General features: G+C 71.0%; 14 protein-coding genes and 1 riboswitch. Of the genes, 8 read left to right on the forward strand and 6 right to left on the reverse strand.

Annotation, left to right across the window (positions count from 1 at the left end; translation table 11 throughout):
- The 4 genes from ACE3TA_RS09660 to ACE3TA_RS09675 all read left to right on the forward strand — a co-directional run bounded on the left by ACE3TA_RS09660 (position 1) and on the right by ACE3TA_RS09675 (position 2,196).
- Positions 1–786, forward strand: coding sequence for a F0F1 ATP synthase subunit A (locus tag ACE3TA_RS09660; protein ID WP_374572993.1), 786 nt, complete (start codon positions 1–3; stop codon positions 784–786).
- Positions 787–836: 50 nt separating this feature from the next.
- Complete coding sequence (locus ACE3TA_RS09665; protein ID WP_374572995.1) at positions 837–1,061, forward strand: F0F1 ATP synthase subunit C; 225 nt, start codon at positions 837–839, stop codon at positions 1,059–1,061.
- A gap of 65 nt (positions 1,062–1,126) precedes the next feature.
- Positions 1,127–1,693 carry a hypothetical protein gene (locus ACE3TA_RS09670; RefSeq protein WP_374572997.1) on the forward strand — a complete coding sequence of 189 codons (567 nt, stop codon included), beginning with the start codon at positions 1,127–1,129 and terminating at the stop codon, positions 1,691–1,693.
- Positions 1,693–2,196, forward strand: a complete 504-nt coding sequence (locus ACE3TA_RS09675) for a F0F1 ATP synthase subunit B (RefSeq protein WP_374572999.1) — start codon at positions 1,693–1,695, stop codon at positions 2,194–2,196. The genes ACE3TA_RS09670 and ACE3TA_RS09675 overlap by 1 nt, the downstream gene beginning before the upstream one ends.
- 101 nt (positions 2,197–2,297) lie before the next feature.
- Here ACE3TA_RS09675 and ACE3TA_RS09680 read toward each other — a convergent pair whose 3' ends face one another.
- From ACE3TA_RS09680 to ACE3TA_RS09705, 6 genes are all read right to left on the reverse strand, one after another.
- On the reverse strand, positions 2,298–2,684 hold the full coding sequence (locus tag ACE3TA_RS09680) for a PGPGW domain-containing protein (protein WP_374573001.1): 387 nt from the start codon (positions 2,682–2,684) through the stop codon (positions 2,298–2,300).
- Positions 2,685–2,972: 288 nt separating this feature from the next.
- Positions 2,973–4,520 carry an aminomethyl-transferring glycine dehydrogenase subunit GcvPB gene (gcvPB, locus tag ACE3TA_RS09685; protein ID WP_374573002.1) on the reverse strand — a complete coding sequence of 516 codons (1,548 nt, stop codon included), beginning with the start codon at positions 4,518–4,520 and terminating at the stop codon, positions 2,973–2,975.
- The gene (gene gcvPA, locus ACE3TA_RS09690) at positions 4,517–5,863 is read right to left on the reverse strand and encodes an aminomethyl-transferring glycine dehydrogenase subunit GcvPA (protein WP_374573004.1); all 1,347 of its coding nucleotides are present in this window, start codon (positions 5,861–5,863) and stop codon (positions 4,517–4,519) included. The genes gcvPB and gcvPA overlap by 4 nt, the downstream gene beginning before the upstream one ends.
- Positions 5,864–5,915: 52 nt before the next feature.
- Positions 5,916–6,281, reverse strand: a complete 366-nt coding sequence (gene gcvH / locus ACE3TA_RS09695) for a glycine cleavage system protein GcvH (RefSeq protein ID WP_374573006.1) — start codon at positions 6,279–6,281, stop codon at positions 5,916–5,918.
- Between the two features lie 11 nt (positions 6,282–6,292).
- Positions 6,293–7,411 (reverse strand): glycine cleavage system aminomethyltransferase GcvT, encoded by a 1,119-nt coding sequence (gcvT, locus tag ACE3TA_RS09700; RefSeq protein WP_374573008.1) that lies wholly within the window; start codon positions 7,409–7,411, stop codon positions 6,293–6,295.
- A gap of 159 nt (positions 7,412–7,570) precedes the next feature.
- Positions 7,571–7,662: riboswitch (glycine riboswitch) on the reverse strand.
- Positions 7,663–7,723: 61 nt separating this feature from the next.
- Positions 7,724–8,416 (reverse strand): TetR/AcrR family transcriptional regulator, encoded by a 693-nt coding sequence (locus ACE3TA_RS09705; protein ID WP_374573010.1) that lies wholly within the window; start codon positions 8,414–8,416, stop codon positions 7,724–7,726.
- A gap of 96 nt (positions 8,417–8,512) precedes the next feature.
- Here ACE3TA_RS09705 and ACE3TA_RS09710 point away from each other — a divergent pair, with 96 nt between their 5' ends.
- The 4 genes from ACE3TA_RS09710 (at position 8,513) to ACE3TA_RS09725 (ending at position 13,978) form a co-directional block, all read left to right on the forward strand.
- A complete protein-coding gene (locus ACE3TA_RS09710; RefSeq protein ID WP_374573012.1) occupies positions 8,513–9,640 on the forward strand; it encodes an efflux RND transporter periplasmic adaptor subunit in 1,128 nt (375 codons plus the stop codon).
- A complete protein-coding gene (locus ACE3TA_RS09715) occupies positions 9,637–10,896 on the forward strand; it encodes an ABC transporter permease (protein ID WP_374573014.1) in 1,260 nt (419 codons plus the stop codon). The genes ACE3TA_RS09710 and ACE3TA_RS09715 overlap by 4 nt, the downstream gene beginning before the upstream one ends.
- Positions 10,893–11,579: an ABC transporter ATP-binding protein gene (locus tag ACE3TA_RS09720; RefSeq protein WP_374573016.1), complete on the forward strand. Its 687-nt coding sequence runs from the start codon at positions 10,893–10,895 to the stop codon at positions 11,577–11,579. Before ACE3TA_RS09715 ends, ACE3TA_RS09720 begins: the two co-directional genes overlap by 4 nt.
- A 308-nt stretch (positions 11,580–11,887) precedes the next feature.
- On the forward strand, positions 11,888–13,978 hold the full coding sequence (locus ACE3TA_RS09725; RefSeq protein ID WP_374573018.1) for a methyl-accepting chemotaxis protein: 2,091 nt from the start codon (positions 11,888–11,890) through the stop codon (positions 13,976–13,978).
- Positions 13,979–14,175: the final 197 nt, after the last annotated feature.

Raw genomic sequence — 14,175 nt, forward strand, 5'->3', positions numbered from 1 at the left:
ATGGCCAGCCCGATGCACCAGTTTGAGATCCAGCCGGTTCTCACCCTGCCCACGGTCAATGTGCCGGGGATCGGGGCTATCGACCTGTCCATCAACAACTCGATCCTGTCGATGCTGATCGCCGCGGCGATCGTCATCGCGTTCTTCGCCATCACCACGGCCAAGGCCGCGGTGGTGCCGGGCCGGGCGCAGGTGGTCGGCGAGGGCATGTTCAGCTACATCGATGATCTTGTGACCGGGATCATCGGCGAGGAAGGCCGCAAGTTCCTTCCGTTCGTCCTGACCCTGTTCCTGTTCATCCTGGCGATGAACATGCTGGGCCTGTTCCTGATCTTCGGCGCGACGGCGCAGCTCGCCGTGACCGCCACCCTGGCCGCCGTCACCATCCTGCTGGTGCTGGCCGTGGGCTTCGCGCGCAACGGCCTGGGCTTCTTCAAGCTGTTCGTGCCTTCCGGCGTGCCCTGGTATCTCCTGATCCTGGTGACGCCGATCGAGGTTCTTTCCTTCCTCCTGCGCCCGGTGACCCTGGCCCTTCGTCTGTTCGGCAACATGCTGGGCGGCCACGTGGCCCTGAAGGTGTTCGCCGGCTTCGTCGTCTCGCTGGGCGCCCTGGCGGCCGGCGGCGGCATGGGCTTGCTGGGCATCCCCGGCGCGGCCCTGTCGCTCGGCGGCGTGGTCGCCCTGACGGCGCTGGAGTTCCTGGTGGCCTTCCTCCAGGCCTTCGTCTTCGCGGTTCTGGCCTGCGTCTATCTGAACGACGTGGTCAACCTCGGCCATCATCACTGACGGCCGATCAAACCCTCAACATCTCAACTTCCAAACGGGACTGAAAAATCATGGAAGCGGAAGCGGCTAAGTTCATCGGCGCGGGTCTCGCCACCCTCGGCATGATCGGCTCGGGGATCGGCGTGGGCCTGATCTTCGGCAACTTCCTGGGCGGCGCCACGCGCAACCCCTCGGCCGCCGGCGGCCAGTTCACCAACCTGATCCTCGGCGCGGCTCTGACCGAAGCTCTGGGCATCCTGGCCTTCGTGCTCGGCCTGCTCATCCTGTTCAGCTAAGCCAAGACCCGCAGACCCGGGGGGCGCTCCGCGCCGCCCGCCTGCCTTGAGGACGTCCAAGCCTTATGGCCGCCGAGACTCTAACTTCCAACGCCGCCGACGCCCACGCCGGGACGACGGAAGTCGCCCACGAAAGCGGCGGCGGCGGTCTGCCGCAGTTCCGGTTCGAGTACTGGGGCGGCCAGATCGTCTGGCTGCTGTTCATCTTCCTGGTGCTCTACATCCTGCTCTCCAGGGTGTTCGTGCCGCGGCTGCGCCGGATCCTGGACAGCCGGGCCCAGACCATCGCCGACGCGGTGGAGCAGGCCCGCAAGGTGCAAGCCGAGGCCGAGGCGCAAGCCAAGGCCGCCCAGGCCGAGATCGACGAAGCCCGCACCCGGGCGCGCGGCCTCGCCGCCGAAGCCAAGGCCAAGGCCGCCGCTGAGCTCGCCAAGAGCCAGGCGGCCGAGGACGAGCGCCTGAAGGCCCAGATGGACGAGGCCGAGGCCCGCATCCGCTCGCTGCGCGATACGGCCATGGCCAACGTCGAAACCATCGCGACCGAGACCGCCCAGGCGATCGTCGAGAAGCTGACGGGCGAGAAGACGACGGCCAAGGACATCGCCGCGGCCCTGTCGCAGGGAGCCGCCTGATGCCCGAGTTCCTGAATCCCGCCGAGGCCGAAATGTGGGTCGGCGCCGGCCTGCTGATCTTCCTCGGCATCGTGGTCTTCGTGGCCAAGGCGCCCAAGGCGGTCGGCGAGGCGCTGGACGCCAAGACCGCCAAGATCCAGGCCGACCTGGACGAGGCCGCGCGCATCCGCGAGGAGGCCCAGCGCCTGCTGGCCGAGCTGAAGGCCGAGCGCGTCGAAGCCGAGAAGCAGGCCAAGGACATGCTGGCCGCCGCCGAAGCCGAGGCCCGCCGCTACGAGGCCGAGGCCAAGGCCAAGCTCGAAGAGAGCCTGGCCCGCCGCCAGCAACTGGCCGAGCGCAAGATCGCCAACGCCGAGGCCCAGGCCGCGGCCGAGGTGAAGGCGGCCGCCGCCGAGTTGGCCGCGCAGGCCGCCGAGGCGCTGCTGACCAAGCGCATCGCCGGCGCCAAGACCGACCCGCAAGTGGACGGGGCGATCGAGCAACTGGCCACGCGCCTGCAATAGGCGCGCGTCGCATCAGACAAAGGAGCCGGCGCCGCGCCCGCGACGCCGGCTCTTTTCGTTTCTGAGATCAGGTCGTTTCTGGGCTCAGATCGTTTCTGGGATCAGGCCGGACGGCGGCGGAACCGCCGGCGCGTGCGCACGGCGAAACGATAGCGGCGCGGCACGACCAGCCGCTCGATCCTCAGCACCTGTTGCCAGGCGACCTGCACGACTTCGGGCTCGCGGCGCAGCAGCCGCCGGATCGGGAAGATCATCCTGGGGTGCGCGCGCTGGAAGCGCACGAACTGGCGGCGCGCCTTGAAGGAGTTGCGCAGCACCACCATCAGGCCGACCACCACCACCGGCAGGCCCATGGGCCCCGGCAGCGGGGCGATGAGGATCCCCGCCACCACGATCAGCAGGCCGAGCAACACCATCAGCCCACGCACGATGCGTCCCACCACATCGCGGGCGATGTCGTCAGGGGCGTAGCGGCGCGCGCGCGGCATGGGAAGGACGTGTGTCACGGGACTTGGGAACCAGGGATCGCGCACGCCCAGCTGTTCGGGGGAGGTCGCCGCCGTGCACGGGCCAGATATGTAAATCCGCCGCGGAGTCGTAAAGACGGGGACCGGGTTAAATCTTATCCACACGCGCTATTCGGGCCGGCCGCGGCGCCGGCGCCACACTGACGGGCGATCAGGCGAAGATCGCCTTAACCGGGTGTTCAGCGTGAACGGCGCGTCAAGGATGTTCCCGGGACGTTCCGCCCCGCCCCGGACGCGCCGACGCGCGTCCTAGTCCTCGGCCTTCCAGGTCAGGCGCGGCTTGCGCGCGGCCAGGGTCTCGTCCAGCCGGCGCATGGGCGCCAGGAACGGCGCGCCCTTGAAGCGCTCCACGTCGCCGGCCTTGGCCGCCTCGGCCAGCGCCCGCAGCGCGTCGCAGAACCGGTCGAGCTCCTGCTTGGACTCCGTCTCGGTGGGCTCGATCAGCATCGCCCCGTGCACCACCAGCGGGAAGTACATGGTCATGGGATGGAAGCCCTCGTCGATCATCGCCTTGGCGAAGTCGAGGGTGGAGACGCCGGTGCCGGCCAGCCACTCGTCGTCGAACAGGGCCTCGTGCATGCACGGCCCGTCCGGGAAGGCCGGGGTCATGACGTCGGCGAGGCGCGCCTTGACGTAGTTGGCGTTGAGCACGGCGTCCTCGGCCACCTGGCGCAGGCCGTCGGCGCCGTGGCTGAGCATGTAGGCGTAGGCCCGCACGAACATGCCCATCTGGCCGTGGAAGGCGCTCATGCGGCCGAAGGCCTGGGCCGCCGGACCTTCGGCCTGTTCGACCAGGTCGAAGCCCTCGGGCCCATGGGTGATCCACGGCGCCGGCGCGAAGGGCGCGAGCGCCTCCGACAGCACCACCGGCCCGGCGCCCGGACCGCCGCCGCCGTGCGGCGTGGAGAAGGTCTTGTGCAGGTTGATGTGCATGGCGTCGACGCCCAGGTCGCCGGGACGAACCCGGCCGACGATGGCGTTGAAGTTGGCGCCGTCGCAGTAGAAGTAGGCCCCCGCCTCATGGGCCAGGCGCGCGATCTCGATAATGTCGCGCTCGAACAGGCCGCAGGTGTTGGGGTTGGTGACCATGATGGCCGCCACGTCGGGCCCCAGCTTGGCGGCCAGGTCGGCCAGGTCCACGCGGCCGTCGCCGGTCTGGGCGATCTCGGCCACCGAATAGCCGACGAAGGCGGCCGTGGCCGGATTGGTGCCGTGCGCCGAGGTCGGCACCAGCACGCGCCGGCGGGCGGAATCGCCCTTGGCCTCGTGCGCGGCGCGGATGGTGAGCAGGCCGCACAGCTCGCCGTGCGCGCCGGCCTTGGGCGACATGGCCACCGCCGGCATGGCGGTGAGCGTCTTCAGCCAGTGGGCCAGCCGGTCGATCAGCGCCAGGGCGCCCTGGGTGGTGGAGACCGGCTGCAGCGGGTGCAGGTCGGCGAAGCCGGCCAGACGCGCGGCCTTCTCGTTGAGCCGCGGGTTGTGCTTCATGGTGCACGAGCCCAGCGGATAGAGCGCCAGGTCGATGGCGTGGTTCTTCTGCGACAGGCGCACGTAGTGGCGCACGGTCTCCGGCTCGGACAGGCCCGGCAGGCCGATGGGCTCGTCGCGCAGCAGGCCGCCGAGGTCGGAAGCGTCGCGGGTGGGCTCGGGCAGGTCGACGCCAGTCTTGGTCCAGCCGTCGCGCTCGAAGATCAGGGCCTCGTCCTGCAGCAGGCCGCGCCCGCCGGTGAGCGAGCGGGGCGTCACCTCCACGGCGGCCTCGGGCTGGGTGGGACGGCCGACATTCAGCATGGTCATTGGGCGAGCCTCCGCTGAAGGGCCGCAGAGAAGGCGGCGATGTCCTTGGGGGTGGTGGTTTCGGTGGCGGCGACCAGCAGGACCTCGTCCATGCCGGCCGAGGGATTCAGGCGCGAGAACGGCACGCCGGCGACGATCCCGTCCTCCAGCAGCTCCTCGACCAGCCCGGCGGCCGGGCGCGGCAGGCGCACGGCGAACTCGTTGAAGAAGCGGTCGGTGAGGATCTCCACGCCGGGCACGGCGGCCAGGGCGTCGCGCAGGTCGCGGGCCGTGGCGTGGTTCACCGCGGCGAGCTGGCGAAGCCCCTTCTCGCCCAGCAGGGTCAGGTGGATGGTGAAGGCCAGGGCGCACAGGCCCGAGTTGGTGCAGATGTTCGAGGTGGCCTTCTCGCGGCGGATGTGCTGCTCGCGGGTCGACAGGGTCAGCACGAAGCCACGCCGGCCCTCGGCGTCGACCGTCTCGCCGGCCAGGCGGCCCGGCATCATGCGCACGAACTTCTCACGGCAGGCGAAGAGGCCGACGTAGGGACCGCCGAAGTTCAGGCCGTTGCCGATGGACTGGCCCTCGGCCACGGCGATGTCGGCGCCCATCTCGCCCGGCGACTTCAGAAGGCCGTAGGCCAGCGCCTCGGTGGTGACCACCACCAGGAGCGCCCCGGCGGCGTGGGCGGCCTCGGCGATCTTGGAGACGTCGTGGGCCACGCCGAAGACGTTGGGCGTCTGCACCACTACGCAGGCGGTCTCGGCGTCGATGGCCCCGATCACCGCGTCCTCCGGATGGACGGCGGCGGGCTGGCGCACGATGTCCATGCCCTCGGCGTGGGCCAGGGTCTGCGTGGTCGTCGCATAGTGCGGATGCAGGCCGCCGCAGAGCACGGCGCGCTTACGGCGCGTGACCCGCTGGGCCATCATCACCGCCTCGGCGCAGGCGGTGGAGCCGTCGTACATGGAGGCGTTGGCCACCTCCAGGCCGGTCAGGGCCGCCACCTGGGTCTGGAACTCGAACAGCGACTGCAAGGTGCCCTGAGCGATTTCCGGCTGGTAGGGCGTGTAGCTGGTCAGGAACTCGGAACGCTGGATGATGTGGTCCACCGTGGCCGGCACGTGGTGGCGATAGGCGCCGGCCCCGCAGAAGAAGGGCCCGGCGCCGGCCGCGCGATTGCGGGCGGCCAGTTCGGAGAGCTCGCGCTCCACCTCCAGCTCGCCGGCGTGCGGCGGCAGGTCGACGAGGCCCGCGCGGCGCGCGGCCTCGGGCACGTCTGAGAAAAGCTCGTCGACGGACGAGACGCCGATGACGCCGAGCATCTCGGCGCGGTCTTCGGGAGTGAGCGGCAGGTAGCGCATGACTTGGAACCCAGGTCGGTCCTGGCCCCGGCCCGCGCCGGGACCGGCCGTATTAGAGCGACTGCAGGAAGGCTTCGTACGCGGGCCTGTCCATCAGGCCTTCGTATTCGGACGGATCGGAGATCTTCAGCTTGGCGAACCAGCCTTCGGACTCGGGCAGGTCGTTGACGCGCTCGGGATTGTCCGAGAGCACCGGATTGCCTTCGATCACTTCGCCCGACACCGGCGCATAGACGTCGGAAGCGGCCTTGACGCTCTCGACCACGGCCATGTTGTCGCCGGCCTTGACGGTCTTGCCCGCGTCAGGGGTCTCGACGAACACCACGTCGCCCAGTTGTTCGGCGGCGTAGGCGGTGATGCCGACCGTCGCCACGTCGCCCTCGAGGACGACCCATTCATGATCCTTGGTGAAACGCATCTGCGGGTTCCTCAGGCTTTGACTTTGCGCACGTAGCGGTGCGCGACGAAAGGCATGGACGTGACTTCGCAAGGCTGGGCCTTGCCGCGCACGATGACCTTGAGCGATGTGCCGACCGCCGCCAAGGCCGGAGGCACGAAGCCCATGGCGATCGGGCAACCGAGGCTCGGAGAGAAGCCGCCGGAGGTCACGCGGCCGACCACCGCGCCCGTCTCGTCGGCGATTTCGGCGCCCTCGCGGGCCGGCGCGCCCTGCAGCACCTTCAGCCCGACCCGCTTGCGCGTGGGGCCGGATTCCAGTTCGCGGGCGATGCGCGCCGCGCCGGGGAAGTCGCGGGCCTCGCGGCGCTTCTTCGACACGGCGAAGGCCAGGTCCGCCTCGATCGGGCTGACGGTTTCGTCCACGTCGTGGCCGTAGAGCGGAAGACCCGCCTCCAGCCGCAAGGAGTCGCGGGCGCCCAGGCCGATCGGGCGCACCCGCTCGTCGGCGAGCAGCGTGGCCCAGACCCGTTCGGCGGCCGCGGCCGGGATGGAGATCTCGTAGCCGTCCTCGCCGGTGTAGCCAGAGCGGGAGATCAGGACGTCGACGCCGAAGGCGGTCATGGCGGCGGAGTCCATGAAGGCCATGGCGGCCGCGGCCGGGGCGTGTTCGGCCAGCGCCTCGGCGGCCTTGGGCCCCTGCAGCGCCAGCAGCGCGCGGTCCTCCAGCCGCTCGATCGTCACCTGGCCGGCGAGCTCGGCGTCGATGACCTTGAAGTCGTTGTCCTTGCAGGCGCCGTTGACCACCACGAACAGGCCGTCGTCGTCGGGCCGGGCGGCCATCAGGTCGTCGATGATCCCGCCGTCGCGGTTGAGCAGCACCGAATAGCGCTGCTTGCCGGGCTTCAGGCCGATGAAGTCGCTGGGGGTGACCTCCTCGAAGGCCGACAGCGGCGAGACCCCGCGCAGGCGCGCCTGGCCCATGTGGGAGACGTCGAACAGGCCAGCGCTCTCACGCGTCCAGAGGTGCTCCTTGAGCACGCCGTCCTTGTACTGAACCGGCATGGAATAGCCGGCGAACGGCACCATGCGGGCGCCCGCGGCGACGTGAGCGTCGCGGAGCGGGGTGAACTTGAGATCTTCTTCTGACAAACAGGAACTCCGGCTGACGACAGCGCGCGACCGGACGGAATGTCCGTTGAACGCCCTGCCCCCGCTGTCCCTGAGCCTGAGAGATTTAGAGTCCCAACGCGGGACCCCCTGCTCCTTCGGCGAGCCCATCCCGAAGGACGGCTACTTTCCAGCGTTCATCAGCCCGTCGCGGTCCTTTTGCCTGAGCGTTTCCGGGGCGGTTGCGCCTTCGGCTCCGAATCTTGCGATCCGATCTCTCCCGCGAGAGTCCGGCGGAACGTCCTCGATGGCCGCGACCGTGTCAACGCGCAAAACAGCGCTCCCCAGGGCCGCTCAGCACATGGCGCGCAAAATGGCGCGGCAGAAGCCAGGCTCGACCAGGACGACGGCGCCGGGCGCCACGCCAAGCAGCCGTTCGACCACCGCGGCCTCGTCCGCCATGCGCGCCTCCAGCCGCTCGGCCGCCGCGTCCAGCTCCCCCGCCTCGGCGTCCGCCATGGCCTGGAGCCAGACCGCCTGGCGCGCATTGGCCAGGCTGAGCAGCACCTCGGCGACCAGGGCCGGCGCCGGCGGGCGGAACACGCCCTGGCGCACGCCTTCCTCGACCAGCCTGGTCAGCGCCGGGGCGACCACGCGGGTCGAGGCGGCCACCAGCCGCTGATAGAGCGCCGCGTTCTCGGACTTCAGCACCGCCTCGTACATGCCGCGCAGCAGGCGCGCCTGCTCCACCTTCCACTGCCGGCCCTGGGCCAGGAAGGCGTTCAGCCGCTCCAGGGCGTCGCGCGAGGCGTCGCCGATGATCGCCTCGGCGTCGGCCACGATCCGCGCCGCCATGCGTTCGGTCAGGGCGTCGAGCAGCGCCTCCTTGGAGTCGAAGTGATGATAGAAGGCGCCCTTCGACAGGCCGGCCCGGGCGAGGATGTCGTTGACCGTCGTCGCCTCGTAGCCGCGCGACAGGAACAGCGCCTGGGCGCAGTCCATCAGTTCGGCCCGCCGTTCGACGGGCGGCTTTTTGACACGCGTCATGGCGGCGGGCGCCGTGTTGGCCGCATGGATTTCGCCTGGATCATTGCATCAGTTTCATTTGCAGACCGACCGTCGGTCTAATACTGATAGCGACCCTTGGACGAGGTCAAGATGCTGATGGAAACCGTCCGCACCCGCCCGCGCGTCGCCCGCCCCGCCCCCGGGCCTGTCCAGGCCGCGCCCGGCGCCGCGCCTTCACCGCCGCCGGCCCCGCACAGGCGCCGGCGCCGCTGGATCTCGGCGTTGGTCGTCGCCGCCCTGCTGATCGCCGCCGGCGCGGGCGGCTGGGTCTTCCTGCGGCCGCCCGCGGTGCAGACGGCCAAGGCCGCGACCGGCGAGGCGGTGGACGCGGTCTACGCCTCCGGCGTGGTGGAATATGTGCACGAGGCCGACATCGCCCCGATCGTCACCGCGCCGATCCGCCAGGTGCTGGTGAAGGAAGGCGAGACGGTGCACCGGGGCCAGACCCTGGCTCAGCTCGACGACGGCCCGCAGTTGGGCACGACCCTGCAGCTCGAGGCGCAAGCCGCCCTGGCGCGGGCCGCGGCCGACCGCGCCACGCGGCTCTACGAGGCCGGCTTCGGGGCCAAGGCGGCCTATGAGGACGCGCTGAAGACCAAGGCAGCCAACGAGGCGGCCGCCGCCAGCGCCAGGGCCAGGCTGGACGACTACCGGGTCAAGGCGCCTTTCGCCGGCCGCGTGCTGCGCCGGGACGCCGAGCCGGGCGATCTGGCCAGCGCCGGCAAGGTGCTGTTCGTGGTGGCCGATCCGCGGACGCTGCGGGTGACCGCCGACATCGACGAGCGCGACGTCGGCCGCCTGGCCGTGGGCCAGCAGGCGGTTGTGCGAGCCGACGCCTTCGGCGACCGGACCTTCCCGGCCGAGGTGGCGGAGCTGACGCCGCAGGGCGATTCCACGGGACGCACGTTCCGCGCGCGCCTGATCCTGGACCCCGGCTCGCCGCTGAAGCCCGGCATGACCGTCGAGGCCAACCTGGTGGTGGAGCGGCGCGCGGGCGCGGTGCTGACGCCCTCCAAGGCGCTGAAGGACGGGGCCGTCTGGGTGCTGGACGGCCGCAAGGTTCATCGCCGCGAAGTGGTGCTGGGCGTGCAGGGCGCGGAGACCAGCGAGGTGAAGAGCGGCCTCAAGGCCGGCGAGACCGTGGTGCTTTCACCCCCCGAGGGGCTGAGGGACGGCGGCCGGGTGCGGCTGGCCGCCGGATGATCCGCGCCTGGCTCGTCCTGGCGGGCGTGGCCTTCGCCCATCTGGTGGTGCGCACGCGCCAGACCCTGGTGGCCACCATGGGCGTGGCCGTGGGCGTCGGCTTCTTCCTGGCCGTGTCCGGAATGATGAGCGGCTCGCAGCAGGACTTCATCCGCACCCTGGTGGACTCCGCGCCGCACATCATCGTGCGCGACGAACAGCGCTCTCCCGGCCTGCAGCCGGCGGTGACGGCCTTCAAGGGCGCGGCGGTGCAGGTGCGCGGCGTCAGGCCCAAGGACGAGGTGCGCGGCCTGAAGGACTGGTCGGCCATGCTGGACGATGCACGCGCCCTGCCCGGCGCCATCGCCGCCCCCTCGCTGACCGGCGGCGTGGCCGTGCGCTTCGCCGGCCGCACCGAGGCGATCTCGCTGAACGGGATCGACCCGCGCATCGAGGGCAAGCTGATCAAGCTGGAGGAGACGCTGAAGGGCGGGACCCTGGCCGACCTGCTGGTGCGGCCCGACGGCATCATCATCACCCGCCCCCTCGCCCAGCGGATCGGCGCGAACCTGGGCGACACCCTGGTGGTGACCTCCGCCGCCGGCGTCCTGCAGCGGATGCGCGTCGTGGCCCTGATCGAGCCGGACGCGCGCGCCGGATTCTATGCGGGGGACAACACCGCCTATGGGCTGCTGCGCACCGCCCAGGTGCTGTTCGCCCGGCCCAACATCGTCAACCAGCTGCACATCAAGGTGGCCGATCCGGAGCAGGCGGACGTCGAAGCCAAGGTGCTGGAGGGCCGCTGGGGCTACAAATGGGAGTCCTGGCAGGAGCGTTCGCGCGACATCCTGAACCTGCTCGTGGTGCGCAACGTCATCATGTACGCGGTGATCTCGGCGATCCTGCTGGTCGCCAGCTTCGGCATCTACACGGCGGTGTCCACCAGCGTGGCCGACAAGCGGCGCGACATCGCCATCCTGCGGGCGATGGGCTTCACCGGCCAGGACGTGCAGCAGATCTTCCTGGTGGAGGGGCTGGTGGTGGGCGTGATCGGCGCCCTGGCCGGATTCGCCCTGGGCACGCTGCTGCTGGAAGCCCTGTCGCGCGTGCCGCTGTCGATCAACGGCCAGCCGCTGGAGCTGCCGCTGGATCGCGGCCCGCTGCAATACGCCATCGCCGGCGCCGCCTCCCTGGCCTCGGCCCTGGTGGCCGCCTGGCTGCCCGCGCGCAAGGCCGCCAGCGTCGACCCGGTGGACATCCTGCGGGGGGCGGCGTGAGCGCGCCGGTGCTGGAGGTCGACCACGTGACCCGCGTGCTGCCCGGGCCGCGGCCGGTGACGCTGGTGCGCGACATCTCTTTCGCCGTGCGGCCCGGCGAGTTCGTGGCGATCATGGGCCCGTCCGGCTGCGGCAAGTCCTCGCTGCTCTACCTGCTGGGCCTGTTGGACCGGCCAAGCTCGGGCTCGCTGCGGGTGGACGGGCGGGCCACCGAGGCCCTCAGCGACGCCCAGCGGACGGCCGTGCGGCTGCAGCGCATCGGCTTCGTCTTCCAGTTCCACTTCCTGCTGCCCGAACTCACCGCCCTGGCCAACGTGGCCCTGCCGATCCGCCGGCTCGGCCGGCTGTCCGGCGCGGAGGCCGAGGCCCGGGCCCTGGCGCTCCTGGCCAAGCTCGGCCTGGACGACGAGGCCGGCCGGCGGCCCGAGCAGATGTCCGGCGGCCAGCGCCAGCGGGTGGCGATCGCCCGGGCCCTGGCCAACGACCCGGCGATCATCCTGGGCGACGAGCCGACCGGGAACCTGGACAGCGGCAACACCCGCGTGGTGGTCGAGGAGTTCCAGCGCCTGGCCCACGACGAGGGCCGCGCGGTGATCTGCGTCACCCACGACGCCAACGTCGCCGCCGCCGCGGACCGGCGCATCCACATGCTGGACGGCCGCATCGAGAAGGACGACGACTAGGCCCCTCCCGGCGCCGGCCCGGATGATTACCCGCAGTTGTGACCATCGGTCGCGGCGAGAGCGGCCGAGGCGGTCGGCTTGTCGCACCTGCGATTAACATTCAAGAAACGCAGCCCGCCGCAAAGTTCACATCGCGTGATGGCCACTTCCATCCGCCTGTTATGCTTAAGCTTTTCCCGCGTTCCCCCGAGCCCCTTGCGCTCGCCTGCCAGCTTGCCCGGCAAATAAGGCGACCGAAGACCACGGAGCGGCAGGTAATGAGCATACGTGCGCGTATATACGGCATACTTGTTGTTCCGATTGCGGTCTTGTTGCTGTTTTCGACGATCGTCGCCGCAAGTAGTTGGGCGAAGCTGAAGTCGAGCCGCGAACTCATCGGCGAAACGCAGGTCGCCACGGCGACCGGAAACCTCATCCATGAGTTGCAGATCGAGCGCGGACTTTCGGCCATGTCGCTGGCGGCGGGCCGGCCGGCCGACGGCCTGGCCGCGCAACGGGCCAAGGCCGACGACGCCATGGCGGCGCTGCGGCGGCTGGAACGACGCGCGGACGCCGCGCAGGAAGCGGGCCTCGATCAGGCGCTGCGGAGCCTGGACAGCCTGCGCGCGCAGGTGAGCAAGGGCGCCCTGACGCAGAAGGCCGCCGTGGCCGGCTATACGAACATCGTCGACGCCGGACTGGCGGCCCTGGACGCCATCGCCGCGCGGGCCGGCGAAAGCGACCTGGAGTTGGGCCGAATCTTCGGCCTCTACGCCGGGGTGGTGACCGGCAAGGAGCTGGCGGGCCTCGAACGCGCCGCCGGCGCCGCGGCCCTGGCCAGCGGCGGCGTCACGCCCGAAAGCCTGCAGCGGGTCGCCGAGCTCCAGGGCGGCCAGGCCAGCGCGTTCCGCGACATGAACGCGAAGGCCGACGCGGCCGAGGCGCAGCTCTGGAGCGACTTTCTGGCCTCGCCCGCCAACCAGCACGTGGACAAGTTGCGCAAGACCCTGACGCAGAGCGTCGGCCAGCCCGCGCCCATGTCCGGACCCGACTGGTTCGCGGCGACCACCGCGCGGATCGACGCGCTCCACGCCATCGAACGGCGCCTGGTGGAGGAGGTGCGCCAGCGCGCCGGGGCCGCCGCGGCGCAGGAGCAGCGGTCGCTGGCCCTGACCATGGCGGGCGTCGTCGCGGCGCTGCTGTTCACCGTGGCGGGCGGACTGATCGCCAGCCGCTCCATCCTGGGGCCGCTGGGGGCGCTGACCGGCGACATCACGCGCCTGGCCGCAGGCGACACCGACCTGGCGCTGAGCGGCGCGGGCCGGCCGGACGAGATCGGCGCGATGACCGCCGCCGTCGCCGGGTTCCGCGACGCGATCCTGGCCAAGCGCGAGGCCGACGCGGCGCTGGCGGCCACCGAGGCCGAGGCCGAGGCGGCGCGCAAGGCGGCCGAGACCGCCGCCGCCCAGGCCGAACGCGCACTGGTGGTCGGCAGCATCGGCCAGGCCATGGGCCGGCTGGCTGCGGGCGACCTGACGTTCCGCCTGACGGCCGACCTGCCGGACGCCTACCGCCAGCTTGCGGACGACTTCAACAACGCGGTCGCCGCGCTGGGCGGCGTGGTGGTCGACATCCGCGAGATGACCGACGTGCTGAACGGCAGCGCCGGGGAACTGAGCCGCGCGTCCACCGAGCTTTCCCGCCGCACGGAGAAGGACGCCGCCAGCCTGGAGGAGACGGCCGCCGCCCTGGACGAAACCGCCCGCTCCGTCAGCCAGACGGCCGAGGGCGTGACCTCCGCGCGCCAGGCCGTCGGCGCTGCCGCGGGCTCCTCCAAGCGGTCGAGCCAGATCATGCTCGACGCCGTCGGGGCCATGGCCAAGATCGAGTCCTCCTCGACGCAGATCGCCACGATCATCGGGGTGATCGACGAGATCGCCTTCCAGACCAACCTGCTCGCGCTGAACGCGGGCGTGGAGGCCGCCCGCGCGGGAGAGACCGGCCGCGGCTTCGCCGTGGTGGCCAGCGAGGTGCGCGCGCTCGCCCAGCGCTCGGCCGACGCCGCGCGCGAGATCCGCGAGCTGATCACCGTGAGCGGCGGCCACGTGAAGGACGGCGTGCGCCTGGTGCGCGAGACCGGCGGCGCCATCGAGAGCATCGCCGAGGAGATCTCCACCATCGACCGGCTGATCGACGACATCGCCCATTCGGCCGAACAGCAGGCCGCCACCCTGAGCCAGGTGAGCAGCGCCGTGCACCACATGGACGTCGCCACCCAGCACAACGCCGCCATGGCCGAAGAAGGCTCGGCCGCGAGCGCCTCGCTCACCCATGAGTCGGCCCGCCTGAGCTCGATGATGGACCACTTCCGCATCGGGACGGCCGCTCAAGTTTCCTCCCCCTCCGCCCGCGCGGCTTGACCCCCAGAACGCCGCGCAGGCTGGCCCCTCCCCTCCCGGGGAGGGGCCTTTTTTTGCTGGCGGGGCGCAAGCACCGCCCTAGCGGGCTACGGCGGCCTCGCACGAATGAGCAATCGGTCTCCCATTGACGGGGCGCCGCCCCGCTCGCATCTGCATGGCGTCCGATGCGTTCAGCATTGGCGCACGGAGACGAGCGG

The sequence above is a fragment of the Phenylobacterium sp. genome, assembly GCF_041916435.1.
Taxonomy (GTDB): Bacteria; Pseudomonadota; Alphaproteobacteria; order Caulobacterales; family Caulobacteraceae; genus Phenylobacterium.

Coding starts and splice junctions, on each gene's coding strand:
- gcvPA (WP_374573004.1), bottom strand. CDS start 5,863: ATGCGCTACCTGCCGCTCACTCCCGAAGACCGCGCCGAGATGCTCGGC.
- ACE3TA_RS09675 (WP_374572999.1), top strand. CDS start 1,693: ATGCCCGAGTTCCTGAATCCCGCCGAGGCCGAAATGTGGGTCGGCGCC.
- ACE3TA_RS09680 (WP_374573001.1), bottom strand. CDS start 2,684: ATGCCGCGCGCGCGCCGCTACGCCCCTGACGACATCGCCCGCGATGTG.
- ACE3TA_RS09715 (WP_374573014.1), top strand. CDS start 9,637: ATGATCCGCGCCTGGCTCGTCCTGGCGGGCGTGGCCTTCGCCCATCTG.
- ACE3TA_RS09660 (WP_374572993.1), top strand. CDS start 1: ATGGCCAGCCCGATGCACCAGTTTGAGATCCAGCCGGTTCTCACCCTG.
- ACE3TA_RS09705 (WP_374573010.1), bottom strand. CDS start 8,416: ATGACGCGTGTCAAAAAGCCGCCCGTCGAACGGCGGGCCGAACTGATG.
- gcvH (WP_374573006.1), bottom strand. CDS start 6,281: ATGCGTTTCACCAAGGATCATGAATGGGTCGTCCTCGAGGGCGACGTG.
- gcvPB (WP_374573002.1), bottom strand. CDS start 4,520: ATGACCATGCTGAATGTCGGCCGTCCCACCCAGCCCGAGGCCGCCGTG.
- ACE3TA_RS09670 (WP_374572997.1), top strand. CDS start 1,127: ATGGCCGCCGAGACTCTAACTTCCAACGCCGCCGACGCCCACGCCGGG.
- ACE3TA_RS09665 (WP_374572995.1), top strand. CDS start 837: ATGGAAGCGGAAGCGGCTAAGTTCATCGGCGCGGGTCTCGCCACCCTC.